Here is a 24101-nt window from a genome sequence, read left to right on the forward strand (position 1 = left end):
TTGCCAGGGAAAGGCGTTGCGGGGGCGGGCGAAATCGAAGGGAGAGAAGTAGGGGACACCCGCCTATAGATAGCCACTGTAGCCAGTGTACAATTTATATTTTCTATCTTGTGGGTAAAGCTCAGAGAGGACTGGCGCACTCCAGGACGCTGCCGCGAGCCTTCACCTGCGGGTGTTTGAGTCTGTCTTCGTGCACTGCCTTTGACTGCATCGTTACGGCTAAGGGAAGGACAAGTGCCCGCCGAAGCCGGAACCGGGGGCGATTTGTCTCGCTATCGGTCTGGCGCTCTCGCTTGTAGGCGTATGACCGCTCTCCTCAATGCCATGGACCTGAATGGCTGGGCGTCGATGCCGGGGTTTGTGGACGCTGCGGCTTCACGTTGCTTGAGGCAGGAGTGTGTGGATGCCTGCGAGCAGGGCGAGTTCAAGCCTGCCGGCGTGGGACAAGGAATCAACCTGCGAGTGCGCGAGGACATCCGCAGTGATCAGATGATGTGGCTGCAACCTGGAGACACCTCGGTGGAGCAGGGTATCTATCTGGCGAAGCTGGAACTCCTGCGACTGGCGTTGAACGAACGGTTCTTTCTCGGTCTGTTCGAGTTTGAGGGCCACTTTGCCATTTACCCTGAAGGTGCCTTTTACAAAGCGCATCTGGATCGTCATGCGGGCACGAGTGATCGGATCGTGACGACGATCCTTTACCTGAATCCCGATTGGCAACCCGGCGACGGCGGTGAGTTGAAACTATGGACGACGGCTGGCGACAAGGCGGGCGACTTTGTCTTGATCGAACCGCGCATGGACACCCTGGTCTGTTTTCTGGCCGGAGAGTTCTGGCATGAGGTGCTGCCTGCGAAGAAGACACGCATGAGCATCACCGGCTGGTTCCGCCAGCGGTGAGCGGCGCAGCGATGCTCAGCCAATGAGTTCAAACATACCGAACGAGCCTGGCACATGGAAGTCTGGGCGCTCGGTCAGTGGATTCACCCACGGCATCCAGCCGGAGTGGATGGTGCCATCGGGCTTGCGGGAGAACTCGGCGCGATAGATGCCGATGAAAAATTCTTGTGAACCGGGCTTGAGGACGTTCCCGGCACGCAGCGTGTCGAGCGGGATGCTGCCGGTGACGGTGTAGTGGTCGTTGTCGATGTGTGCGGCGATTTGCAGTCCTTCGCATTGCCAGCTCCAATTGATCTCCCGATAAAACCTAGCCTCGTAAGCCAGCACATCGCCACGAGGGGACATTTCGAGGCAAAAATACGGCTTCAGGCTCAGATCCGGCGCGAAGAAGGTCTCCACGCGATCAGAGCCGAGGACGCGATCTTTGACGGTGGGGCCGTCGGGGAGCACGAGATCGTCATCCTGGCAGTCGAAGCGGAAATGGAGGTGGGTTTCATTCCAGAGCGCCCGGAATTTGGTTTTGGGCGCAGCACGATTTTCCCAGGGGAAGGTGAAGTCGGTCAGAGCTTCGGCCTGGGACCAATCGAGGCTGGAACTGGCGGTGTGGAGTACTCGATAGCGCTTCATGGAGGGTAAGGTGGCCGTCATCGCTCCGCGTGACGAGCTTTGGGTGCGGCCAGCAGGAGGTGCGTGGCATGACTTGGCGCGTTGTGCTGCTGGCGCAAGCGCTGTGCGCATCACGCGGAGCGATGATGGCTACTGTCATTCGATGTAGATGAACTCGCTGCTGTTGAGCAGGACGTGAGCGAGATCGGTGAGCGCTTGATCGCGTGTGCTGGCGGCTTCGCGGGTTTTCACGAAGTCGAGGGACTGCTGAAGCCGCCGCATGTCGGCTGGGTGCGAGAGCGTGAGCATGAACATGCGCTGGATGGTCTGTTCGAGTGTGTTAGCGGTGGCACGCTGAGCGAGAAACGCGGCCTGCTCCTCGACGAATTCGTCATTCATGAGCACGAGCGCCTGCGTGGGCACGGTGCTGCTCATGCGGGCGGCGCAACTGTCGGTGGTGGTGGGCGCGTCGAAGAGTTCCATGCTGGGCATGAGAAGCTGGCGCTTGATGTAGATGTAAATGCTGCGCCGCCATTGCTCCGGCCCTTCTTGTTTGAGCAGTGGCCACTTGTTGCGCTGGCTGGTGGGCAGGAGATCGGGCCGCATGCGTGGTTTGATGCCGGGGCCGCCGAGTTTGGGATTGAGCTTGCCACTGGCGGTGAGGATGGAGTCGCGGAGGACTTCGGCTTCCATGCGTTGAAGCTGAGGGCGAAGAGCCAAGGGCGAAGAGTTCTCAGTGCTCAGTGCTGAGTGCTCAGTTTTGCCGGACTGAGCACTGAGAACTGAGCACTTGCTACTTTGCCGGTAGGCGGCCGACATGACGATCAGCTTGTGCAACGGTTTGAAGTGCCCGCCGTTTTGAATGAGCTGCTGTGCGAGGTAATCGAGCAGTTCGGGATGTGTTGGCGTGGCACCAGTGAAGCCGAAGTTGCTGGGGGAGGCGACGATGCCTTGGCCGAAGTGATGCTGCCAGAGGCGATTGGCGATGACACGCCAGGCGAGAGCGTTGTCGGGCGCAGTGATCCATGCGGCGAGGGTTTTGCGGCGCAGGGAAGTCTTGGCGGCAGGTGTGGGGAAGGGGATGGGTTTGAAGAGCGTGGGAATGGCGGGGCCGACTTCGTCTCCGAGGTTCAAGGCGCTGCCGCGCAGCATGATGTGGGTCTTGGGCACGACAGGCTTTGTTTCGATGAGGGCGTGGACTTGTGCGGTCTCGTCGATCTTGACGCGCTTGTCGTTCTTGTCCTGCGTGCCGGGGACGAGGCCGTATTTTTCGGTGCCGTTGAAGATGGCGAGCAGGCTGTAGTAATCGCGTTGCAGCAGCGGATCGGTTTTGTGATCGTGACAGCGGGCGCAGCCGACGGTGAGGCCGAGGAAGACACTGCTGGTGGTGGCGATGACGTCGTCGAGCTGGTCGGCGCGGTATTGGGCCAGGGCGTCGTCGTTTTTGCCCATGTTGTCGTCGTTGCTGGTGCCGTTGCGGCAGAAGCCGGTGGCGATGAGGCTGTCTTCGTTCGCACCGTTGATTTCATCGCCCGCGATCTGCTCGGCGACGAAGCGGGCGTAGGGTTTGTCGTCGTTGAAGCTGCGGATGACGTAGTCGCGGTATTTCCAGGCGTGAGGGCGGTCGAGGTCGTTGTGCGTGCCGCTGGTGTCGGCGTAGCGAGCGAGATCGAGCCAGTGGCGGGCCTGGCGTTCGCCGTAGTGCGGCGAAGAGAGAAGGCGGTCGATGAGGAACTCGTAGGCCTGGCTGTGTGCGGGAGAGGAAGTGCTCAGTGCCGAGTGCTCAGTGCTCAGTTTCCGGGACTGAGAACTGAGCACTGAGAACTGAGCACTCTTTTCTTTCTCCATGGCGCTCACAAACGCTTCCACCTCCTCCGGCGAAGGAAGCAGCCCGGTGAGATCGAGAGTCACACGGCGAATCAAAGTGGCGGGGTCAGCCTCGGCGGAGGGATTCAGCCCGTTTGCCTCCAGCTTCGCGAGGATGAAGCGGTCGATGTCATTCTTCGGCCACGCGGTGTTTTGCACGGCGGGCGGCTTCGCATCGCTCAAAGGCTGAAACGCCCAGTGCTTCCGGCCTGCCTCGATGGCGGGAGGTTTGGCGAGGAGTTGGGTGCTGAGGGCGATGAACAGGAAGAAACGCATGTGAGGCATGGCTACCAACGACTGGCGGAGAGGGTTCTTGTAACGGGAGATGGAGCGTTGACAGTCCGCAGCCGGAAGGGCAAACTCGTCCGCATGAGTGCTGCCACCCTGACTTTCACCTCACAAGACCTCGTTTCCGAGGCCAGCAGAGTGTTTGATGCCGTGCGGCGCTTTGGTAGTGCGAAAATCTGCACGCTGGAGGGAGAAATTTTTGTGATGGCGAAACCAGATGATGCCGTAGCTCGGGAAACCGCGCGTGCGACAGTTCTGGCGCGAATGGATGGCCATGCACAAAAGCTCAAAGCGCTCGGCCATGTGCCGCCGCCGCCTGCTGAACTGGAGCACATCAATCGGATCATCGCAGGCGAGATATGAGTGTCTATGCGGATGCCAACGTGCTGATCCGTTACTTTTTGGATCTCGACAACAGCGAATCCCGCTTCTGAGTTTTGACAAGAATGCACTCATGCTGGCCCGTTTGGAAGGTCTGCAAACCAATTGACCCATCATGGACACTCCCGCCTCTTCCAACGACCTGAAACGCCGTTCCTTCCTCCGCGCTGCTTTTTCGGGCGCGCTCGTCACGCCGGGCGTGATGTCGGCAGCGGAGGTGGAGAAGGCGATTGCGGGCCAGTTTCATGAACCGGCGAAGGATTTGCCGTTGGTGGAAGATGCGGACGTGATTGTGTGTGGTGCGGGACCGGCGGGCATTGCGGCGGCGATTACGGCGGCGCGGGCGGGAGCGAAGGTGCGGGTGTTTGAATGGCGTGGATGCCTCGGTGGCGTGTGGACGGCGGGTTTGCTGGGCTATCTGCTGGATTTTGATAAGCCAGGCTTCAATCAGGAGCTGCTGAAGCGTCTCAATGAACGCGACCTGCGCCGTGGCACGAGCATGAAAAGCATCTGCTATGAGCCGGAGGGCATGAAGCTGCTGCTGGAGGAGATGTTTGTGGAGGCAGGCGTGAAATTTCAACTGCACACGCGGGTGGCGGCGGCGTATCGCGAAGGCCGCAGGCTGACGACGATCGTGACGGAATCGAAGTCGGGCCGCCAGGCGTGGCGTGCGCCGGTTTTCATCGACACCACGGGCGATGGCGATCTCGGCGCGCTGGCGGGCTGTGCCTTTGAGTTTGGTGAGTCAGATTCGTGCCCGTGTCAGCCGATGTCGCTCAATGCGCTGCTGGTTTGCAAAGATGCGGCGGCGCTGGCGGCGTTCATTCACAAATCGGACCCGAGCAAGGCCGACAATGTCGCTAAAGACACGCTCAAGGCCGAGATCGAGCGCACGGGGCATTTTCCGTCGTATGCGAAACCGACGCTGTTTCAGGTGCGGGACAATTTGCTGCTGGTGATGATGAACCATCAATACGGCGTGCCGTGTTTCGACGCCGCGAAGATCACTGAGGCCACCGTGATGGCACGCGCGGAGATGCACAAGATCGTGAACGGCCTGCGCAAGCTCGGCGGGCCATGGGAGGGCCTGCAAATCGCCGCGACGGCGGAGCAGATCGGCGTGCGCGATGGGCGGCGCATCGCGGGACGTTACACGGTGAACAAGGACGATCTCATCGCGGGTGCGCGTTATGACGATGCGGTCGTGCGCCCGACTTTCCCGGTGGACATTCACGCGCTGAGCAAGGAGGCGAACAAAACGGCCGCCTATCACAATGCGGGGGTGAAAGTGAAGCCATATGACATCCCACTGAGGGCGCTGATCGCTAAGGATGTGGATGGCCTGATGATGGCCGGGCGCTGCATCAGCGGGGATTTCATCGCGCATGCGAGCTATCGCGTGACCGGCAACGCCGTGGCGATGGGCGAGGCGGCGGGCGTGACGGCGGCATTGGCAGCAATGACCAAACGAATGCCGCATGAGGTGCCGTGGAGCGAGGGCGAGGCGAAGCTGAAGGTGCTGGGACAGCGCGTGTAGCCGCATTCGCCAGAATGCGGACGATGGGTGTTGGCGGAGCGTTTCTCCACGCTCTGGCGAGCGTGGCTACTTGCCGAGGCGCTTGCGTTTGGCTTCTTGTTTGATGAACAGCGGCTCCAAGGTGTCGCGAATCCATGCGAAGGCGGCTTCGAGGCCTTCGCGTTGGTAGGTGACGCCGATCTCCGCCTCGACGGCGGTGGGATTGCCGTGACAGGAGAGGAATTGATTGCAGGTGAAGCGTGTTTTCATCTCGGCATCGACTTTGCCTTGCTGGCGCAGGATGAGACTGCGGACGTAGAGTTCGAGCACGGCGTCGCCGATCCAGGCGTTTTCGCGCAGGCGCAGGGTGAGGTCAGATGTCGTCATTGGAGGCTGCTTTGGAGCTGGAGCAGACCCAATGCAACGCCAGGCTCACTTCACCGGCGCGATGATGAATGTATTTCCTTCGGTGGTGAGCTTATGACCAGCTAGCTCAGCGATGTAGCGAAGGGCCTCGCTGACCGGAACATTTTTCAAAGAGAGCGTGAGCTTGGCGTCGGTGATACCGCCGGGTTTGACGACAATATTGACGACCTTTTTTGTCGGATCGAGATCGCGGGACTTGATGCGGATGAATTCGACGGCCTCGGCAAGTGTGGCGTCGCGGAATTCCACTCTGGGGAAGATGATCTCGTTCTTGGCGGCTGTGGGTGGCGCAGTTCCGGCTGGTTTAACCTCCGGTTCGTCGCTGGATGTGACGAGAATGGCAAAGGGGGCCACCTGGAACTTAGTCTGGCTGAGTTCGGTGACGTAGCGGAGCAGTTCGCTCATCGGAACGTCTTTGAGGTTGAGCGTGATGCGGGCAGTTTTGCTTTGAGCGGAAGCTTTGAGGATGATGTTCACTCCTTTTTGGTTTGGGTCCGTCGTGGCGGTGTCTAGATCGGCGCTTTTCTGACGGAGGAAGGCCACGGCCTCCTCAAGTGTGGCGTCGCTGAACTGGATCTGTGGGATCACAATCGTATCTAGCTTCGTCTGGAGCGGGCTTTTCTTCGCCGCAGGTTTGGGATCAACCGGTTTGCCGGTGGCGGGATCGACGAGACGCGCCGTGACGAAGACCATCGTGTTCATGGTGACGTTTTCCGTCTTTGTGGTGACGCGCCCTGCCGAGCGATCTTCGATGGTTTGCAACGTGGAGGTGGAAGGCAATCCGAGGACGATGGTCTGCCCGGACATCATCGTGACGCTGGCCGACGCTTTACGTTCGCTGAAGACAGGTTGCTCCACTCCGCTCTTTGCATCCTTGATCATGCTTTTCAGCTCCATGATTTGCGGTGTCAGCTCAAGATCGATGTCGTTCTCTCCCCCCTTCGTGGCAATCACCGTGAGCGTGGTGCCGAGTTGTTTCGTGGCCGGCTTGCCTTCGGCGTCCTTGTAGGCGAATTCGCGACCGATTTCGATTTTGGCTTCCTGACCGGATCGGGTGGTCATTCGTGGCGTGGAGAGCACGTCCACACCTTTGGCTTGTTCGATCTTCTTCCATAGGGCGCTGAGTTGACCGTCATTGAGGACTCCGGCGATACTCGGTGACGCAGCACTGGTAGCGAAGGGTGTCAGCAAGTCCTTCGCGCCATCACTGACCTCGATGAACTTGGCTTCGATCAATACCTGGGGAGCGTTGTTGTCCGGCGGGGCGGCTTTGGTGACGCCAAGGAAGGTCATCAAAAGCATGCATATGACGAGGATGGTTTTCATGATGGGATGGGGTTGATGGTGGTTGACGATGGACTGAATGCGTGAGCGCAGCGCGCTGCCGCGCTGGAAGATGCCGACAAAGCCGAGGCTGAGGCCGCGTGGGCAGAAGGCGGTTTCGACTTTGAGCAAAGCGTGGCCGTATTCACGGCGGCGGTCGGCGCTGTCGTGTTGCAGCACCTGGGCGTCGCAGGCGGCTTCGCGGTCGAGGCGGGCTTTGAAGAAGGCGAGCCAGAGCAGGGGATTGAACCAATGCAGGGCCATCAGAACGCAGAGCAGGGCATTGAGCGGAAGATCGTGGCGCTTCAGGTGCATGAGTTCGTGCTTGAGGACGAGGCGGATTTCCGCAGGCGTGAAGGCGTGATGCCAATGCGCAGGCAGGAGCAGCGTGGGCCGCAGCAGGCCGGTGACGGCAGGACTGCTGATGGTGGAGGCGATCCAAATGCATGGGATGTGGCGCAGGCGGACTTCGCGGGCGATTTGAGTGAGCGTGGCGTCGAGTGCTTCGCTCACAGGCTGACGTGATTGTTTGAAACGACGCAGCGTGATCATGTAGGAGAGACTGCCGAAGAGGAGAATGCCCGAGGCCCCGATAAGCCAGGTGATGAAGAGGATGCGCTGCCAGTCGATGGGTGCTGGCGTGGGCAGTGGCGGGCTGAGATCGAGCGGAAGGCTAACGAGGGCGTGATCAATGGGCGCCGGTGTGATTTGAACAGGCTGCGGTGGTGCGGCGAAGACGGTTTCGATGCTCCAACTGCTCTGGGGGAAGACCGGCATGAGCAGCACGATGAGCACCGGCAGCCAGAGGGCGTAACGCATGCGTGCGGTCAGGTGGCGATGCAAAGCCGCCTGCAGCAGGAAAACGACGATGGTGAGCAACGCGGCACGGAGACTGGTGGCAATGAGCCATGCAAAGAGGTCGGACAGTGTGTTCATGGTGTGTCAGGCGTTGAGATTTTGGTCGAGGATCTTCTTCAGCTCCTTCACCTCCTCGGCGGTGAGCTTGCTGTTTTGCGCGAAGTGGACGAGCAGGGGCTTCGCCGCGCCGCCGAACATGCGCTGCATGAAGGACTCGCCCTCGGCGCGGACGCAGGCTTCGCGCTTCACGGCGGGGAGGAAGGTGCGCGTGCCGCTGGTGTTCTCGCCGGTCTTGAGCGCTCCCTTTTCAACCAGACGCGTCAGCAGTGTGCGGACGGTGTTTTCCGCCCAGTTCGTGATGGGGCGCAGGGTTTTGGTGACTTCAGAGGCAGTCTGTGGTGACGATTCCCAGAGCGCTTCCATGATGGACCATTCGGATTCGGCGATGTCGGGTGCGGCAGGCATGATTTTTTTGAATTACCCGCATTTCACTACATTTGTCGTGAAATGACAACTACAAATGTAGTGGCGTGGTGGTGCCAGCAGGCAGAAGGCGCGTTGCAAGGTCGTCTGCTGCGGCTATTTTCAGCGCATGAACAAGAACAACCCCTTTCCGGGCATGAATCCTTTTCTGGAGCGGTTCTGGCCGGATGTGCATACCACCCTGATCAGCTACATTCGTGATGCTATCGCGGAAAACCTGCCGCTCGGACTGAAGGCTCGCTCAGAGGAGCAGGTGACCTTGGCTGAGGAGGATGTTGACGGAAAAAATGCGCGGGCGGATGTCGCGGTGGTGGAAGCGTGGAAGCATGGCATCGCTCCACGCTGGGAGCCAGCGCAGGAGGCTGCGGGCGGTGTGATCGCGACGGAGCCGGCCTATGTCATCGTCAATGAGGAGGTCGAGCGCTGGATCGAAATTTTGGATCCGCATGGTCGGGTCATCACCGTCATTGAAATCCTCAGTCCGGTGAACAAGAGCGATGGCTGGCAGCGCTATGTGGCGAAACGGCAAAGTTACCTCGCAGGAGGTGTGAACGTCGTCGAAATCGACCTGCTGCGCGGCGGCAGCCACGCGGTGGCCGTGCCAGCGGACTGTTTGAAATCGGTGTCGGTCGCACGCACGCTCGTCTGCGTCACGCGTGCCGCCAATCCGGCGCGCAAGGAGGTGTATGAGACGCCGTTGCGCGAGATGCTGCCGAACGTCCGCATTCCGCTGCGCCAGAGCGATGCCGATGTCATTCTCGCCTTGCAGCCGCTGGTGGACCGCTGCTACCGCATGGGCGGCTATTTCAATGAGAACCATCGCCTTGTGCCCGGCCCGCAGCTTGGTGTCGAAGACCAGGCGTGGGTGGCGGAGCAGGTGCAGGCAGCGGGATTGAGCTGAGCCTGTTTCATGGCCTGCATCCTGCTGGCAACGGGGTTGACACCCCCCCTCGGGCGGGGTAAGCCTGCCGCCCTCAAAAATCCAAACTCCCTCAAATAACATGGTCAAAATCGGCATCAATGGTTTCGGGCGCATCGGCCGCCTCGTCTTTCGCGCAATCTGTGATCAGGGCCTCCTGGGCAAAGAGATCGACGTCGTCGCTGTGAACGACCTCGTGTCCGCAGACAACCTCGCATACCTCGTCAAATACGACTCCACGCAGGGCAAGGCCCGCGAGAACGTTTCCTCGAAGAAAAGCAGCCCTGAGCTGGCTGAGGACGACGTGCTCGTCGTCGATGGTCATGAGATCAAATGCCTCGCGGTGCGTGCAGGTCCGTCCGCGCTGCCTTGGAAGGAACTCGGCGTGGACATCGTGATCGAGTCCACCGGCCTCTTCACCGAGCGCAGCAAGGCGCAGGGCCACATCGACGCTGGCGCGAAGAAGGTCATCATTTCCGCTCCTGGCAAGGAAGAGGACATCACCATCGTCATGGGTGTGAATCATGAGAAGTATGATGCTGCCAATCACCACGTCATTTCCAATGCATCCTGCACCACGAACTGCCTCGCCCCGGTGGTGCATGTGCTGCTGAAGGAAGGATTCGGCGTCGCTGAAGGCCTCATGACCACCATTCACAGCTACACCGCCACGCAGAAGACCGTGGACGGCCCGAGCGCCAAGGATTGGAAAGGTGGACGCAGCGCTGCCATCAACATCATTCCTTCCGGCACCGGCGCTGCGAAGGCCGTGGGTCTCGCCATTCCAGAAGTGAAGGGCAAGCTCACCGGCATGTCCTTCCGCGTGCCGACGCCGACGGTTTCCGTGGTCGATCTCACCGTGAAGACGGAGAAGGAAACCAGCTACAAGGAAATCAGCGCCGCCATGAAGAAGGCCAGCGAGACCTACATGAAGGGCATCCTCAACTGGACCGCCGACGAAGTGGTCAGCACCGACTTCATTCATGATCAGCACAGCTCCATCTTCGATCACGGCTCAGGCCTCGAACTGAACAGCAAGTTCTTCAAGCTCGTGAGCTGGTACGACAATGAGTGGGGTTACTCCAACCGCGTCGTCGATCTCGTGAAATACATCGTGAGCAAAGGCCTGTAACCTTCCAGAACACAGCAGCCTTTCCCTGAACGGGCCGACTCACGCGAGTCGGCCCGTTTTGCGTTCCAGCTCATCTCTCCACTTTCCATGAACCTCTTTTTCTGTTTCCAACCATGTCTCTGTTTTCTCAACTCCATCTCCTGCCACGGCCCTTCTGGGTTCTCGTAGGAGCCACGTTCGTCAACCGCTTCGGCGTGTTCGTGGTGCCGTTTCTGGCACTCTTCATCACGCGGAATGGCAACACCGCTGCACAAGCCGGTTTGGCGGTGGCGGCCTACTCGCTGGGCGGCTTCGTCGCCGCATGGCTGGGTGGCTGGCTGGCGGACCGTTTTGGCCGGAATGTGACGATGGCGGTCTCATCCCTTGCTGGTGCTGCGTGCATGATCGCCATGTCGCAGGCGGTCGATTGGCGTGCCCTGGCCGCACTCGCATTTCTCACAGGAGCGATTACGGAGGCCGGGCATCCGGCCAGTGCGGCACTGGTGCAGGACATTGTGCCACCGGAGCATCGCGTCATCGCTTTCGCGGTGCAACGGTTCGCCGTGAATCTGGCGTGGTCGCTGGGGCCGGCGACGGCGGGTTTCCTGGCCGAGCACTCGTTTTTCTGGCTGTTTGCCGTCGATGCGGCCACCTCGGTGGTTTTTGGCATCATCGCATGGCTCTTCCTGCCGCGTGGAAACCGCACCGCACGTGAGCACGCGGGCTGGGGTCACGCATGGCGGTCCATTCGGGCCAACAAGCCGTTTCTGGCGCTGTTCGGTGCGTGCGTGTGCATTGCGTGGATCTTCCGGCAGACGAACACGACTTTTCCGCTGCATTTCGAACGCAACGGCCTGCCGCTGCATTACTGCGGCCTCGTGCTGGCGCTCAATGGCGTGATGATCTGCCTCATGGAAGTGCCGCTGGCAGCCGGGTTGCGTCAATGGTCGGTGAAACAGGTGCTCGCGCTTGGCTACATCCTCATGGGCGCAAGTTTCCTCATCTTCCTCGTCAGCGGGTCGCTCACGGCGTTCGTGACGATGATGGTGCTGTTCACGTTCGGCGAGATGGCCGCGTTCTCGCGCCAGCAGGCGTATTCGGCCAGTCTTGCGCCCGATGACATGCGCGGGCGCTATGTCGGCTTTCTCAGCTTTGCCTGGTGCGCGGGCAACACCGCCAGCTCCGCGCTGGGGATGCCGCTGTACGATCATCATCCGGTGATCTTGTGGACGATCAATGCCGTGCTCGGCATCGTGGCCGCCGGGCTGATTCTCTCCAGCCGTCGATCAAAAGCCGCATGAGCCAGCCACGACCACCCACCAACGCCGTACTGAGTGCTGTCATTGCCTTCGGGCTGTGGGGCGTGCTGCCGGTGTATTGGAAGCAGATCGTTCATCTCGGCAGCGATGTGGCACTGGCGCAGCGCGTGGTGTGGACGATGGCCACCGTGCTGCCGCTGCTCATGCTGCGCGGTGAGTGGAAAGACTTTCTGAAGTCATTGCGGGACGTGGTCTTGCTCAAGGCGCATGCGTGGTCGGCGTTTTTGCTGGCGATCAACTGGGGTGTGTTCGTGTGGGCCGCGCAGCATGGGCGCATCATTGATTGCAGCCTCGGTTACTTCATCAATCCACTGCTGAACGTGCTTATCGGCAGCCGGTTGCTCGGTGAACGGCTGTCGCGGCTGCAACAGCTCAGCATCGCCTCCGCCGCATGCGGTGTGGTGATGCAGATCGTGCTGGTGGGCCGCTTTCCGTGGATCGGGCTGCTGCTGGCGGGCACTTTTGCGCTCTATGGCCTCGCACGACGGCGTTCGCCGCTCGGATCACTGCCGGGACTCGGCGTGGAAACCATCGTCGGCATTCCGGTTGCCGCCGCATATCTGATGTGGAGCCAGCATAGCGGTGCGTCCATCTGGGGAACGGCGTCCACGCATGATCTGCTGCTCATCACCGGTCTCGGCATCGTCACCACCATTCCGCTGCTCGGCTTCGCGCATGGTGCGCGACAGCTTCCGTTTGCGCTGCTCGGCGTGCTGCAATTCCTCGCGCCCACCGGCCAGTTCATCGTCGGGGCCTTCATTTATCATGAACCCATCAGTGCAGCGGCGCTGGTGTCGTTTGGTCTGATCTGGACCGGCGTGCTGCTATTTTGCGGCGATTTGTGGCACAAACGATGACTTGGCAGCCGCCACGTTCACTTCTATCTCGCACCATGCCCCAGCCTGTAATTCTCTCCGACGTTGGCAAAGTTCTCATCGACTTCGACTTCAGCATCGCCGCCCGGCGACTGGCGGAGCAGTGCGATCATCCGGCGGAGACGGTGCTGACGCTGTTTGATGAAATTAAGGGGCCGTATGAGGACGGCCGCATGGATGACGCGGCCTTTGTGCGCGAGGCGATGGCGGTGACCGGCTTTCGCGGTACGGCGGCGGAGTTTGCGGCGATTTGGTGCGAAATTTTTGCCCAGAACGAGCTGATGCATGACACGCTCGGTGCGCTGGCTGGCAAACTGCGCATGTATCTGCTCTCAAACACGAACGGCCTGCATAAAAACTACTTTCTGAGCGAGTTCCCGATCTTCCAGCACTTCCAGGGCGGCGTTTATTCGCATGAGGCCGGCCATGCGAAGCCGGGCGAGGAGATTTTCCACCACACCATCGCACAGCTCGATCTCGACCCGGCCCGCACGTTCTACATCGACGATCTGCTGCCGAATATCGAGATCGCCTCCCGGCTGGGTTTTCGGACATTTCACTACAGCTTTGTGAAGCACCCGCAGTTGCAGGCGGAACTCGATGAATGGCTGGCGATGCAGGGCATCGGTTGACGCGGGGAAATACCTGTCATAACCAGTACGCGTTGCCGTCCGTATCATCCCATGTGAGGCGACAGCATCACAGCTTGAACCCATGAAATGCGACGTTTGCGAGAATGAGGCCTCGGTCTTCCTCACCCAGATCATCAACGGTCAGATGACCACGGTGAATCTGTGTGAGACCTGCTCGAAGGCCAAAGGCGTGACCGAGGAGACCGGCTTCGGTCTGGCCGAAGCGTTTCTAACGCCTTCGCAACGCGTGGACTCGGAAACGATGGAGGTGGTGTGCAATGCCTGCGGCTTCACCGCGTCCCAGCTTAAAAAAATCGGCCGCATGGGCTGCCCCGAGTGTTACAGCGCCTTCAGCGAAGGGTTGGACGGTCTGCTGCGCAACATGCACAAAGGCACGCGCCACATTGGCAAGCGCCCGAATCGCAAGATCGCCACTGCGCCGCAACCGCTGCCGCGTGCCCGTTCCATGGTTCAAGAGGCTCCTCCGCCTGCGCCACCCGCTCCGCCGCCGCTTGATGCGGCTAAGCTGCGTGAGGATCTTGATCTGGCGGTGCGTGAGGAACGCTATGAAGATGCGGCTCGTTTGAAGGCCGAGATCGAGCGTCTCCAGCCCAAAGCCCCCTCGAAATGAACGTGACGGGGCAGAAAGCACGACTGCTGGCATTTCCAGAGCCGTCCTTGCGTGGCATTCAACAAGTATGCATCTTTGTACGTCGATTTTACGTCTCCCTATGATGCGCTTTGCCACACTGATCAAAAACCCCGCCGACTGGATGAAGGGCGCAGGCCCGCATTCCGAGATCGTCATGACTTCGCGGGTGCGCCTCGCACGCAATCTACGCGGACACCCGTTTCCCGGCTTCAGCCAGGAACGCCAGCGGGTCGAGTTGCTCGAACGCGCACGGCCTGTCGTCGAAAACCTGCCTGAGATGCGCGACGGCTACAGCGAGGACTACACCGACCTCAGCAAGATCCGCAAACAGGTGCTGGTGGAGCGCCATCTCGTCAGCCGTGAGCATGCGGCACGTTCTTCCGGCTGCGCGGTCGTGGTGGATCGCAAGCAGAGCATCTCCATCATGATCAATGAGGAAGATCATTTCCGTATTCAGGGCATCCGGCCTGGTTTGAATCTTGGCAGCGCCTATGAGCTGGTGGATCGCGTGGACACGGAACTGGAAGGCTCGCTGCCCTATGCGTTTGATCAAAAACTCGGCTACCTCACCGCCTGCCCGACGAATCTCGGCACCGGCATGCGTGCCTCCGTCATGCTGCATCTGCCAGCGCTCGTGCTGACCGACCAGATCAATCCCGTCATCAAGGCCGTGGGCAAGATCGGCCTCGCCGTGCGTGGTCTTTATGGCGAAGGCACCGAGGCGCTCGGCAATTTGTTCCAAATCTCAAATCAACATACGCTGGGCGAGGCGGAGCCTGAAATCATCGCCCAGATCGAAAAAGTCATCGAAGGCGTCGTGCGTTCCGAGCAAACCGCCCGTGCCAAGCTCAAGGAAGACCATGAGACCATGCTGAGCGACCAAGTCGGCCGCGCCTTTGCCATCCTGCGCTACGCCCACATTCTCGCCTCCAAAGAGGCGTTGAACCTGCTTTCCATGCTCCGCCTCGGTGCTGATCTCGATCTCGTCGGCAACTGTGACCGCAGCTTGCTCGACATGCTGCTGCTCGAGATCCAACCGGCGCATTTGCAACTCAATGCGGCGCGTGAATTGTCACCCGAGGAGCGTGACGGCATGCGCGCTGAAATAACTCGTGCAAGGTTGCAATCCATCGACGGCCCGGGTAATTTTCCACCATCTCAATCAACCCCCGGAGGCGCTCCCTCCACCCCCAATGATGAATAATTTCACCCCACGCGCCCAGCAGGTTCTCGCGCTCGCCCGCAAAGAGGCGGACCGCTTCAATCACAACTACGTCGGCACCGAGCACCTGCTCCTCGGTCTGATCAAGCTCGGCCAGGGTGTTGCCGTCAACGTTTTGACCAAACTCGGCCTCGATCTTGAAACCGTGCGCATGCAGGTCGAACAGCAGGTCGGTTCCGGCCCGGAAACGAAAATGGTCGGCAACATTCCTTACACCCCGAGGGTGAAAAAGGTGCTCGCCCTCGCCTCCAAGGAAGCCAAGGCTCTCAATCACAGCTACGTCGGCACGGAGCACATCCTACTCGGCCTGCTGCGTGAAGGTGAAGGCGTCGCCGCCCAAGTGCTGCGTAATCTCGATGTGAACCTCGATAAGGCCCGCAGCGAGATCCTCAAGGAACTTGATCCGAACTTTTCCTCCCAGAACGAAGAGGAAGAAGAGGATGGTGAATCCGTGACTCCCAGCGGCAACACGCCGGCGAGCGACAAGAAAAAGAACGAGAAAACCCCGGCCCTCAAAGCCTTCGGCCGCGATCTCACGGAACTCGCCGTCAAAGGCGAGATGGATCCTGTCATCGGCCGCTCGGAAGAAATCGCCCGCGTGATTCAAATTCTCTGCCGCCGCACGAAAAACAACCCGGTGCTCATCGGCGAAGCCGGTGTCGGCAAGACCGCCATCGTTGAAGGTCTCGCGCAGGAAATCGCGGCGGGCAACGTGCCGGAACTGCTGCGCGACAAGCGTGTCATCACCCTCGACCTCGCGTTGATGGTCGCTGGTACGAAGTATCGCGGCCAGTTTGAAGAGCGCATCAAGGCGGTCATGGATGAAATCCGCCGCAACAAGAACGTCATTCTCTTCATCGACGAACTGCACACCATCGTCGGTGCCGGCGGTGCTGAGGGGGCGATGGACGCCAGCAACATCATCAAGCCCGCGCTCAGCCGTGGGGAACTGCAATGCGTCGGCGCGACCACGTTGAACGAGTATCGCAAATACATCGAGAAGGACTCCGCGCTCGAACGCCGCTTCCAGAGCGTGAAGATTGAGGAACCCTCGGTTGAGGACGCCATCAAGATTCTCTTTGGCTTGCGCGGCAAATACGAGCTGCACCACAAGGCGAAGTACAGCGAAGACGCCCTCAAGGCCGCCGTGAACCTCAGTTCGCGCTACCTGCCCGCCCGTTTCCTGCCTGACAAGGCCATCGACATCATGGACGAAGCCGGTTCCAAGGCCCGCATCGGTGCCATGACGCGTCCGGTCGAATTGAAGGTCATCGAGGCCGAGATCGAAGAGATTCGCGTCGAAAAAGAAGGCTCCATCAAGGAACAGGACTTCGAAAAAGCCGCGCACCTGCGTGATCGCGAGAAAAACGCCAAGAAGCGTTTTGATGACGTGCTTGAGCGCTGGCGCTCCAACAATCAAGAGCGCATCGTCGATGTCACCGAGGACGACATCATGTCCGTCGTCTCCAAATGGACCGGCGTCCCGCTTCAGCGCATGGAGCAGGCCGAAGCCGAGAAGCTCCTGAAGATGGAAGCCGAACTCAAAGGCAAGGTCATCGGTCAGGACGAGGCCGTCATCGCCATCAGCAAGGCGCTGCGTCGTTCCCGTGCCGACTTGAAGGACCCACGTCGTCCGATTGGCTCCTTCCTGTTCCTCGGCCCGACCGGCGTTGGCAAATCCTTCCTCGCGAAGAACCTCGCCGAGTTCATGTTTGGCACCGCTGAGGCGCTGATCCAGATCGACATGTCCGAATACATGGAGAAGCACACCGCCAGCCGTCTGATCGGTGCGCCTCCCGGCTATGTCGGCTATGAAGAAGGCGGTCAGCTCTCCGAAGCCGTGCGCCGTCGCCCGTATTCCGTGATCTTGTTCGACGAAGTCGAAAAAGCGCACCCGGATGTGATGCATCTGCTGCTGCAGATCCTCGAAGAAGGCCAGGTGACCGACAACTTCGGTCGCAAGATCGACTTCCGTAACACCATCGTCATCCTCACCTCGAACATCGGTGCCGAGCAGATCAAAAAGCAGAGCAGCCTCGGCTTCATTGCCATGCAGCAGGACGTTGCCGACAACGCCGGCATCAAGAGCAAGATCACCGAGTCCGCGAAGAAGTTCTTCAAGCCTGAGTTCCTCAACCGTCTCGACGACATCGTCATTTTCCGCATGCTCGAGAAGGAGCAGCTCAACGTGATCGTCGATCTCGAAGTCGCCAAGGTCGTCGCCCGCCTCAAGAAGAAGAACATCCACATCACGCTCGATACCAGCGCCCGCGAATTCCTCATGAAAGAGGGCTTTGATCCGCAGTATGGCGCGCGTCCGATGCGCCGTGCCGTGGAAAAGAACATCGAAGACCCGCTGGCTGAGCATCTCCTGCGTGGCGACATCCGCGATGGCGACATCGTCAAAGTCTCCCACGACGAAGAACTCAAGCGCCTCAAATTTGCCGCTGATGCGCGTGAGGATGCGGTCGCTCCTGCAGATGTGGCCGCCGCATGATCCGCGCCCTCGTTCTCATCCTCCTGCTCGCCAGTCTCGGCTGGTGGCTGGAGCGTGAGCATCAGGCCGGACGGTTTCAGCGCGTGGACGAGTTGTTCCTCGACTTCCTCGTCGCGAATGCCCGGGATCGTTTTGCCACAGCGGCGCCGCAGGCTTCGCCATCCGTCGTGTGGGTGAAGATGCGCAACGCCAGCAAGGCCGAGTACGCTGGCTGGCCGCCGCGTCCGCTCGACTGGCAGATGGTGCTCAAAGGTTTGCAGCCCTTCGATCCTGCGGTGCTCGTGATCCCCGAAACGCTGATGTGGGGCAAACCTCCACCCGAGTTCGTGCGTGAAGCCGCCGAGGCTCTGGTGCCGTTTCCCAGCACGATTCTTGGCGTCGAAGCCCAGCTTGCCGCCAGTCCCGATGCCCCTGCATTCATGGGTGGACTCGAAGACTCGCTGCCACGCTTTCAAAAAGCGCAGGGTGACATCGCTGCCGTGCCGCCTCTCGGTGCTTTGATCGCCGCGCCGGATGATCTGCTGCGCCGTCAGGCAGAGCTTGGTGTCGCCGTCACGCGCAATGCCGAGGACGTCATGCTGCTGCCGTATGCCTTGCAGGAAAGCGGCAATCTGCGGCCCAGCGTGCTCACGCAGGCACTCGCCCGCATCACACAGACGCCGTATGCCACGCATCGGCTGCTGTTGGGACCAGGAGCAGGTGCCTATCTATCCAACGGCGCGTTTGTGCCGCTCACCACTGCCGGTGAGTTCGCCGTCGATGCCAAACAAACCGTCCCCGAGGTCGATGCGCTCAATTTGATGAGCGACGGACTCGCTGACGCTCTGTCTGCGCAGGACAAAGCCAATCTCTCCGGCGGTAAAGTCATCGTCATAGGCACCGATGATGCTGGACTGGTCCAGGCTCATGCGCAGGCGCTCGCGCAGATCCTCGCCATGCCACGTTTGAAGCTGCTGCCGTCGTATGCGCAGTGGCTGATCTGGTCGGCGGCTGTGCTCGCCGGTTTCTGGCTCGTGTTTCGTGTTCCCAAGGAAAAAGCGCTGCTCCGCGGCCTGCTGTTCATCTTCGCCGCCTTGGTCGTCTGCTTCCTCGCCTTCCAGTCCAACCTCATCTGGTCTCCGCCCACCATGCCGGCGGCCCTGATTGCTGCTTCGGCTTTGTTTGCCCGCATCGCCGGCCGTCGCCAGGTCTGAGGGGCAAGTTCCTCCTTGTGGAAGGGCCTCAAGCCCCTAGTATCGCCCTCCCCCTCCCCCAAAATACATGCGCTTTCGCAACCTGACGCGCCGACGTGAGATCGGTGCCAATTCCTACCTCCTCGAAGCCGGGGATCATCGTGTCGTGCTGGATTCCGGCATGCACCCCAAACGTGCGGGCTTTGACGCCCTGCCTGATTTCGGCCCGCTGCCGCACCAGTCCGCGAAGGCCGTCATCATCACGCACGCGCATCACGATCACATCGGCTCCATGCCCGTGTTGCAGCGCAAGCAGCCGAACACCCCGGTACTGATGACCGAGATCACCGGCGAGCTGTCCTCCGCCATGCTGCACAACTCCGTCAACGTCATGACGAAGCAGCGCGAGGAGGAAAGTATCTCCGAGTATCCGCTCTTCACCCATCGCGAACTCGATGAAATCCGCGCCAGGTGGATTTACCGCGACATCGACCGCCCCTTTGAGATTCCCGACACCAATCTGGAAGCCACGATGTTTGATGCCGGCCACATCCTCGGTTCCACCGGTGTTTTGATCCGCGAAGGCAGCAACACGCTCTTTTACACCGGCGACGTGAACTTCGAGGCGCAGACCATCTGCCGTGCCGCCGATTTCCCCACCAGCGGCATCGACGTGATGATCACCGAGACCACGCGTGGCGATTATGCCCGGCCGGAAGGGTTTTCCCGCAAAGCCGAAAAGGAACGCCTCGCTGGCGTGATTCGCGACACCCATGAGGCCGGTGGAGCGGTGATGATTCCCGTCTTTGCCCTCGGCAAGACACAGGAGGTCATGCTCATGCTGCACGAACTGCTTCAGGAAGGGCTGATCCCTGAAATGCCGCTCTACATCGGCGGTCTGAGCACCAAGATCACCGTCCTTTACGATCACTACGCTTCACGCAGCCGTCGCAGCTATCCCGGCTTCCGCCTGCTGGAGGACATGAAGATGCTCGTGGCCCGCAAGAATAAAAAGCGCCAGGAAATTGTCACCAGCCCACGCACGCTCTTTGCACTCTCCAGCGGCATGATGACGGAGCACACTGTCTCCAACACGTTTGCCCAAAAGTTCCTCGATAACCCGCGCAACACCGTTTGCTTCGTCGGTTACACCGATCCCGAGTCCCCTGGCTACAAGATTCGCAATGCCAAACCCGGCGAGATGATCAAACTCTCCCGCGATCTGCCCGCCGTGGCCTTGCACGCCCGCGTTGAGAGCTTTGACCTCAGCGCCCATGCCTCGCGCGAGCAGATCGCCGAGTACATCGAGAAAGTGAAGCCCAAGAAGCTCCTGCTCGTCCACGGCGAAGAACCTGCGCAGTTGTGGTTCACCCGCCGCTTCAACGAGACCATCCCCGGCACGGAAATCATCCGTCCCGAGCCGCACCAGCCTATTGATCTCTGGTAAACTTCGGCCAGCCATGCCGCGTCTCATCGCCATCGTCGCCATGTCCAGCAATCGCGTCATCGGACGCGCGGGCACGCTGCCGTGGCACTTCCCCGAAGACCTGAAGTTTTTCAAACGCACCACTCTCGGCCATCCCATCCTCATGGGCCGAGCCACCTTTGATTCCATTGGCCGACCGCTTCCCGGCCGCCAGAACATCGTTCTGAGCACGACGATGTCTGTCCGCGAAGGCGTCACCGTCATCCGCAGCGCTGCCGAACTGCCCCAGGTTTGCGGCGACGCTGAAACTGTCTTTGTCATCGGTGGTGCCCGCGTTTTTGCAGAACTGCTGCCGCAGTGTGATGGTCTCTACCTCACCTGGATTGCCGAGCCCTACGAAGGCGATGTTTTACTCCCACCCTTCGAGAATCTCTTCCAGCTCAAAGAAATCATCGGGCAGTCGGAAGGTCTGGAGTTTCGCTATTACGCAAAAATCGAATCCGTTGGATAACGACATGCCGGTGACAGAGCCTCTCTGGAAGTTCGGCTCATGGTGTTGATCGGTGGACTAAATCAAGCTGCGTTATAGACGGCGGCATCTTCAGCAAGCCAGCATTTTTGATCCCCTCGCCATTCTTCTGATGATGCCTTGCCTTCCAAGGCTGATTTCAGCGAACGTGCCACCGCTTCGCTCAAGGCAGGAGGGACCGAGTTGCCGATCTGGCGAAATTTTGTGCATTGGCTGCCAGCGAAGCTCATTCCAATCGGGAACCCCTGCAAACAGGCCGCTTCCTGCACGGTTAGCCGACGCAGACGTTTTGGGACACGCGAGGTGATTTCTCCGCCCGACATCAGATTCGCATGATAGGAGGCCACCCACGGCTCGGAGTCTTTTTCCAGGCTCTCTTGGTCGAGGATAGGAGTGCGATTGCCGCCCATGGATGCTGGGAGTGTCGGAGCTGTCGCCTCTAGGTCGATGGGGCGTCCCTGGCCGTTGAAGAGCATCCCGGCAAAAGGACTTTTCCGCAGCACTGGTGTCTTAGCCGCTGTGACGACGGCCTTGCAAACCGCGTCATTTCCCGGTTCGCCATACGCGGGTAGTTGCTTCAAAGCCTGCCTTACCGTTTTACGCCGTTTTTTTCCTGCCGGTGTCGGCATCAGCGCATCCTTGATGCCAACGAGAAACATCCGCTCGCGTAGCTGTGCTACGCCGTAGTCCGCCGCGTTGAGAATCAGAAGCCGTGTGCGATAGCCGAGTTCCTCTCCTTTGGCTTCGAGAGCCTGGATCGTACCCTTCCACCGCGAGTTTGTGGCGAGCGCCTTCACGTTTTCCATGACGAAGGCGCGAGGACGGACATGCTTCACCACGCGAAAAAATTCCCAAACCTGCCTGCTGCGAGGATCGTTCGGGTCCATTCTGCCCGCCACAGAAAATCCCTGGCAAGGCGGTCCACCGATGACGACCTCGGCGGAGCAGGGGGAGGGGAGAGGTTTACTGGAAATGTCTCCGCAGTGAATCTCAGGCAATGGAGAGCCTTTGCGGCGCAGTTCGTTGGCGTAGGTCTCAAGTGCATACGGGTCGATGTCATTGGCCCAGATCGTCGAGAAGCCTGCTGCATGGAACCCGAGGTCCAGTCCGCCGCATCCGGTGTAGAGGGAGATGCATTTCATTATGCTTAATTGGCCTGAGCCCGCTTTTTGTCAACACACGGCTGGCATTTTCTGCAAGGTGCCGATGTGACCCAAAAAGCATTCGATGAAGAACTTGGGCGAAGACTCGCGGAACACCGGAAGAGTCTTGCTCTTTCGCAGGACTTCCTGGGCACCATGCTCCGAAGAGACCAGACCTACGTCTCCAAAATCGAAAAAGGGAAGCGAACGCTGTCAGTTTATGAGCTTGCCCGCTGGGCGAAGGCTCTCAACCTCACAGCCTCTGATGTGACTGAACTTGTTTCCCAAGGAGAATCTGATGTCGAATAGCCTTTCCATCCTGCCATTGACTCCCGTGCAGTTGAATGCCGCGAGCGATGCTGCGCTTGCTCATCTGGCAACAGAGGGGCTGTCTGTTGACGAGGCTGTTTTGAAGCTGGGGTTCGAGTTTGATGCCTGGCTTGATGACGCCTCGCCTGGGCGTTCTTGTCCGCCAGTGGTGGAGATTCTGCTCAGCGAGGCCGACTGGACGGCTCCTGATGGGAAGACTCGAGGGAAAAGTTACGCGTCCCTGCTGTTGAAACTTGTCGGGCGTTTCCAGATGCAGCGGCGAGAGGCCGCCATGGTGCTGTCCCATCTGCCGCTCGTTTTGCTGCTGGCACGGGATTTTCGTGCCTCGCCTGCCAGAATAGCCGGGCTTCTTCATCAAAGTGACGGTCGTGCGTCGGTGAGCTGGCGCGTCGTCGATGTCATTCTGCGGGAGTTTGGCATCCAATGTGATCTCGACGCTAGAGCAGTGACCGAACTCCTTGCCAAAGACCGGCAGGACTCGGCTGCTGAGCTGGGTGATGCCACCATCGCATCCATGGTGGAAGACCTCTCCTCGCAGGCTTCGGCGCTCGGGTTTGATAATCGCTTCCAGCATGCGTTACGCCTGCTTTTCTCACCCGACGACAGGGTTCACTTTGTCCCTTATCTCCAAATTCTGTTGTACATCTCGGTCATCGATCACTTCTTCGATCACCCGCCAGAGTTCATCTACACCTTCAAGCCTCGGGGTGATGTTGGGAACATCATTTTCGGCACTTTTCCTCCGGCGCTGGCTCCCGGTGGTAGTCCGATGTTGAACAACTTCAAGGCAGTGGACCGGCTCTCGTATGACTGGGCAGAATCGCGGGAAGCGCAGGCCAAGTCGCTCGCTGAGGTCGTGGGATGCCTGACATCGCTGGCCTATGCGCCGAGAAACCAGATGACTGGCTCGATCCGTCGCGCTGTCATGCGCTACATCGAGATTCAGACGCCTGCCGAGGTCAGGCTGGAACCCCAGGCTGATCTCGCTGTCATCAAACGATTCCTGCAACGGGTAGGTGAGGCTGAAACCGGAACACGCGGAGTCATTGAGCAGCGCGTTGGCGATTTTTTCGGAATGCTCGAGCATCCGCTGCCTGACTGGCGCTCTCGTGGGCTGGGAGATCCTGTGAATGCGAGCAACTCTTCTTCGGGAAAGCTGGGGGACTGCGATTTTCAAAATGTCAGTGCTCGGGAATGCGTGGCCATCGAAGCACACGCCGGTCGGCTGACCGATGTTTATGTGCGTGAGCACTTGCGCACTCTGAGGCTCAATCTGCCATCGCGACTCGAAGAATGGTCCCGCATCTCGGACGTAGATGACTGGGAGCTGCGCATTCTCTTCTTTGCGCACGAGGATGCGCGTTCTGCACATCCTCTCCAGGTGCCTCAGCGGGTCGAGTCGCTTGTGGTTGCCACTTATCGCGAACATTACGAGTCCTTGCTGCCTTGGATGGACAAGAACCAGGAACGGGTTGTCGAGTTGTTTAACCAATGGATTATCGCCCCTCTGGATGCCCCCAATACCCCCGTGGCTACCAAGCAGAAGGCATGTTCGCTATTGCTGTTGTGAGTTGAGCGGGTGCATTTACCTGCACTCCAAAGATTGATCCCGCCGCATTTACATCCTC

The 24101-nt window shown here is 59.7% G+C and carries 22 protein-coding genes; 16 read left to right on the plus strand and 6 right to left on the minus strand.

Translation table 11 applies throughout. The features are described from left to right. Positions 1-303 precede the first annotated feature (303 nt). Positions 304-900: a 2OG-Fe(II) oxygenase gene (locus ACKVY0_RS06380; RefSeq protein WP_409213958.1), complete on the plus strand. Its 597-nt coding sequence runs from the start codon at positions 304-306 to the stop codon at positions 898-900. Between the two features lie 15 nt (positions 901-915). On the opposite strand, the gene ACKVY0_RS06385 is transcribed toward ACKVY0_RS06380, so the two are convergent. Continuing rightward, positions 916-1527, minus strand: a complete 612-nt coding sequence (locus tag ACKVY0_RS06385) for a carbohydrate-binding family 9-like protein (RefSeq protein WP_409213959.1) — start codon at positions 1525-1527, stop codon at positions 916-918. Positions 1528-1662: 135 nt separating this feature from the next. Next, the gene (locus ACKVY0_RS06390; protein ID WP_409213960.1) at positions 1663-3648 is read right to left on the minus strand and encodes a DUF1549 and DUF1553 domain-containing protein; all 1986 of its coding nucleotides are present in this window, start codon (positions 3646-3648) and stop codon (positions 1663-1665) included. A gap of 93 nt (positions 3649-3741) precedes the next feature. Between ACKVY0_RS06390 and ACKVY0_RS06395 the strand changes: the two genes are divergently transcribed. Together ACKVY0_RS06395 and ACKVY0_RS06400 are read left to right on the plus strand one after the other, a co-directional pair. After that, complete coding sequence (locus ACKVY0_RS06395) at positions 3742-4023, plus strand: hypothetical protein (RefSeq protein ID WP_409213961.1); 282 nt, start codon at positions 3742-3744, stop codon at positions 4021-4023. A gap of 133 nt (positions 4024-4156) precedes the next feature. Next, positions 4157-5578 carry an FAD-dependent oxidoreductase gene (locus tag ACKVY0_RS06400; protein WP_409213962.1) on the plus strand — a complete coding sequence of 474 codons (1422 nt, stop codon included), beginning with the start codon at positions 4157-4159 and terminating at the stop codon, positions 5576-5578. Between the two features lie 66 nt (positions 5579-5644). On the opposite strand, the gene ACKVY0_RS06405 is transcribed toward ACKVY0_RS06400, so the two are convergent. The 3 genes from ACKVY0_RS06405 to ACKVY0_RS06415 are packed head-to-tail and all read right to left on the minus strand — an operon-like array spanning position 5645 to position 8629. Next, positions 5645-5944 (minus strand): ribonuclease III domain-containing protein, encoded by a 300-nt coding sequence (locus tag ACKVY0_RS06405; RefSeq protein ID WP_409213963.1) that lies wholly within the window; start codon positions 5942-5944, stop codon positions 5645-5647. A gap of 45 nt (positions 5945-5989) precedes the next feature. Continuing rightward, positions 5990-8242, minus strand: a complete 2253-nt coding sequence (locus ACKVY0_RS06410; RefSeq protein WP_409213964.1) for a M56 family metallopeptidase — start codon at positions 8240-8242, stop codon at positions 5990-5992. A 6-nt stretch (positions 8243-8248) separates the two neighbouring features. Then, on the minus strand, positions 8249-8629 hold the full coding sequence (locus ACKVY0_RS06415; protein WP_409213965.1) for a BlaI/MecI/CopY family transcriptional regulator: 381 nt from the start codon (positions 8627-8629) through the stop codon (positions 8249-8251). A gap of 127 nt (positions 8630-8756) precedes the next feature. Here ACKVY0_RS06415 and ACKVY0_RS06420 point away from each other — a divergent pair, with 127 nt between their 5' ends. The 11 genes from ACKVY0_RS06420 (at position 8757) to ACKVY0_RS06470 (ending at position 20983) form a co-directional block, all read left to right on the plus strand. Further along, positions 8757-9548 (plus strand): DUF4058 family protein, encoded by a 792-nt coding sequence (locus ACKVY0_RS06420; protein WP_409213966.1) that lies wholly within the window; start codon positions 8757-8759, stop codon positions 9546-9548. Between the two features lie 100 nt (positions 9549-9648). Beyond that, positions 9649-10698, plus strand: a complete 1050-nt coding sequence (gene gap, locus ACKVY0_RS06425) for a type I glyceraldehyde-3-phosphate dehydrogenase (RefSeq protein ID WP_409213967.1) — start codon at positions 9649-9651, stop codon at positions 10696-10698. Positions 10699-10811: 113 nt separating this feature from the next. Continuing rightward, a complete protein-coding gene (locus tag ACKVY0_RS06430; protein WP_409213968.1) occupies positions 10812-11978 on the plus strand; it encodes an MFS transporter in 1167 nt (388 codons plus the stop codon). Next, positions 11975-12853: an EamA family transporter RarD gene (gene rarD / locus ACKVY0_RS06435; RefSeq protein ID WP_409213969.1), complete on the plus strand. Its 879-nt coding sequence runs from the start codon at positions 11975-11977 to the stop codon at positions 12851-12853. The genes ACKVY0_RS06430 and rarD overlap by 4 nt, the downstream gene beginning before the upstream one ends. Before the next feature lie 35 nt (positions 12854-12888). After that, positions 12889-13503 carry an HAD family hydrolase gene (locus tag ACKVY0_RS06440; RefSeq protein ID WP_409213970.1) on the plus strand — a complete coding sequence of 205 codons (615 nt, stop codon included), beginning with the start codon at positions 12889-12891 and terminating at the stop codon, positions 13501-13503. 82 nt (positions 13504-13585) lie between these two features. Further along, positions 13586-14134, plus strand: coding sequence for an excinuclease ABC subunit B (locus ACKVY0_RS06445; protein ID WP_409213971.1), 549 nt, complete (start codon positions 13586-13588; stop codon positions 14132-14134). Between the two features lie 100 nt (positions 14135-14234). Continuing rightward, entirely contained in the window at positions 14235-15359 is a 1125-nt protein-coding gene (locus tag ACKVY0_RS06450; RefSeq protein WP_409213972.1) for a protein arginine kinase, read from the plus strand. After that, positions 15352-17874, plus strand: a complete 2523-nt coding sequence (locus ACKVY0_RS06455) for an ATP-dependent Clp protease ATP-binding subunit (protein ID WP_409213973.1) — start codon at positions 15352-15354, stop codon at positions 17872-17874. The genes ACKVY0_RS06450 and ACKVY0_RS06455 overlap by 8 nt, the downstream gene beginning before the upstream one ends. Further along, complete coding sequence (locus ACKVY0_RS06460) at positions 17871-19067, plus strand: hypothetical protein (protein ID WP_409213974.1); 1197 nt, start codon at positions 17871-17873, stop codon at positions 19065-19067. Before ACKVY0_RS06455 ends, ACKVY0_RS06460 begins: the two co-directional genes overlap by 4 nt. 67 nt (positions 19068-19134) lie before the next feature. Beyond that, a complete protein-coding gene (locus ACKVY0_RS06465) occupies positions 19135-20493 on the plus strand; it encodes an MBL fold metallo-hydrolase (protein WP_409213975.1) in 1359 nt (452 codons plus the stop codon). A gap of 13 nt (positions 20494-20506) precedes the next feature. Continuing rightward, positions 20507-20983, plus strand: a complete 477-nt coding sequence (locus ACKVY0_RS06470) for a dihydrofolate reductase (RefSeq protein WP_409213976.1) — start codon at positions 20507-20509, stop codon at positions 20981-20983. Positions 20984-21045: 62 nt separating this feature from the next. Here the strand turns inward: ACKVY0_RS06470 and ACKVY0_RS06475 are convergent, their stop codons facing one another. Next, positions 21046-22143 (minus strand): DNA cytosine methyltransferase, encoded by a 1098-nt coding sequence (locus ACKVY0_RS06475; protein WP_409213977.1) that lies wholly within the window; start codon positions 22141-22143, stop codon positions 21046-21048. A gap of 27 nt (positions 22144-22170) precedes the next feature. Between ACKVY0_RS06475 and ACKVY0_RS06480 the strand changes: the two genes are divergently transcribed. Beyond that, positions 22171-22452, plus strand: coding sequence for a helix-turn-helix domain-containing protein (locus ACKVY0_RS06480; RefSeq protein ID WP_409213978.1), 282 nt, complete (start codon positions 22171-22173; stop codon positions 22450-22452). Further along, positions 22421-24043 carry a hypothetical protein gene (locus ACKVY0_RS06485; protein WP_409213979.1) on the plus strand — a complete coding sequence of 541 codons (1623 nt, stop codon included), beginning with the start codon at positions 22421-22423 and terminating at the stop codon, positions 24041-24043. The genes ACKVY0_RS06480 and ACKVY0_RS06485 overlap by 32 nt, the downstream gene beginning before the upstream one ends. Positions 24044-24101 lie beyond the last annotated feature (58 nt).

It is taken from the genome of Prosthecobacter sp., from assembly GCF_046154365.1.
Classification (GTDB): domain Bacteria; phylum Verrucomicrobiota; class Verrucomicrobiia; order Verrucomicrobiales; family Verrucomicrobiaceae; genus Prosthecobacter.

What these genes read in the sequence shown, in the direction of transcription:
- ACKVY0_RS06465 (WP_409213975.1), top strand. Translation starts at nt 19,135, where the DNA reads ATGCGCTTTCGCAACCTGACGCGCCGACGTGAGATCGGTGCCAATTCC.
- rarD (WP_409213969.1), top strand. Translation starts at nt 11,975, where the DNA reads ATGAGCCAGCCACGACCACCCACCAACGCCGTACTGAGTGCTGTCATT.
- ACKVY0_RS06450 (WP_409213972.1), top strand. Translation starts at nt 14,235, where the DNA reads ATGATGCGCTTTGCCACACTGATCAAAAACCCCGCCGACTGGATGAAG.
- ACKVY0_RS06380 (WP_409213958.1), top strand. Translation starts at nt 304, where the DNA reads ATGACCGCTCTCCTCAATGCCATGGACCTGAATGGCTGGGCGTCGATG.
- ACKVY0_RS06475 (WP_409213977.1), bottom strand. Translation starts at nt 22,143, where the DNA reads ATGAAATGCATCTCCCTCTACACCGGATGCGGCGGACTGGACCTCGGG.
- ACKVY0_RS06390 (WP_409213960.1), bottom strand. Translation starts at nt 3,648, where the DNA reads ATGCGTTTCTTCCTGTTCATCGCCCTCAGCACCCAACTCCTCGCCAAA.
- ACKVY0_RS06445 (WP_409213971.1), top strand. Translation starts at nt 13,586, where the DNA reads ATGAAATGCGACGTTTGCGAGAATGAGGCCTCGGTCTTCCTCACCCAG.
- ACKVY0_RS06400 (WP_409213962.1), top strand. Translation starts at nt 4,157, where the DNA reads ATGGACACTCCCGCCTCTTCCAACGACCTGAAACGCCGTTCCTTCCTC.
- ACKVY0_RS06440 (WP_409213970.1), top strand. Translation starts at nt 12,889, where the DNA reads ATGCCCCAGCCTGTAATTCTCTCCGACGTTGGCAAAGTTCTCATCGAC.
- ACKVY0_RS06410 (WP_409213964.1), bottom strand. Translation starts at nt 8,242, where the DNA reads ATGAACACACTGTCCGACCTCTTTGCATGGCTCATTGCCACCAGTCTC.
- ACKVY0_RS06420 (WP_409213966.1), top strand. Translation starts at nt 8,757, where the DNA reads ATGAACAAGAACAACCCCTTTCCGGGCATGAATCCTTTTCTGGAGCGG.
- ACKVY0_RS06415 (WP_409213965.1), bottom strand. Translation starts at nt 8,629, where the DNA reads ATGCCTGCCGCACCCGACATCGCCGAATCCGAATGGTCCATCATGGAA.
- ACKVY0_RS06385 (WP_409213959.1), bottom strand. Translation starts at nt 1,527, where the DNA reads ATGAAGCGCTATCGAGTACTCCACACCGCCAGTTCCAGCCTCGATTGG.
- gap (WP_409213967.1), top strand. Translation starts at nt 9,649, where the DNA reads ATGGTCAAAATCGGCATCAATGGTTTCGGGCGCATCGGCCGCCTCGTC.
- ACKVY0_RS06455 (WP_409213973.1), top strand. Translation starts at nt 15,352, where the DNA reads ATGAATAATTTCACCCCACGCGCCCAGCAGGTTCTCGCGCTCGCCCGC.
- ACKVY0_RS06405 (WP_409213963.1), bottom strand. Translation starts at nt 5,944, where the DNA reads ATGACGACATCTGACCTCACCCTGCGCCTGCGCGAAAACGCCTGGATC.
- ACKVY0_RS06470 (WP_409213976.1), top strand. Translation starts at nt 20,507, where the DNA reads ATGCCGCGTCTCATCGCCATCGTCGCCATGTCCAGCAATCGCGTCATC.
- ACKVY0_RS06395 (WP_409213961.1), top strand. Translation starts at nt 3,742, where the DNA reads ATGAGTGCTGCCACCCTGACTTTCACCTCACAAGACCTCGTTTCCGAG.
- ACKVY0_RS06460 (WP_409213974.1), top strand. Translation starts at nt 17,871, where the DNA reads ATGATCCGCGCCCTCGTTCTCATCCTCCTGCTCGCCAGTCTCGGCTGG.
- ACKVY0_RS06430 (WP_409213968.1), top strand. Translation starts at nt 10,812, where the DNA reads ATGTCTCTGTTTTCTCAACTCCATCTCCTGCCACGGCCCTTCTGGGTT.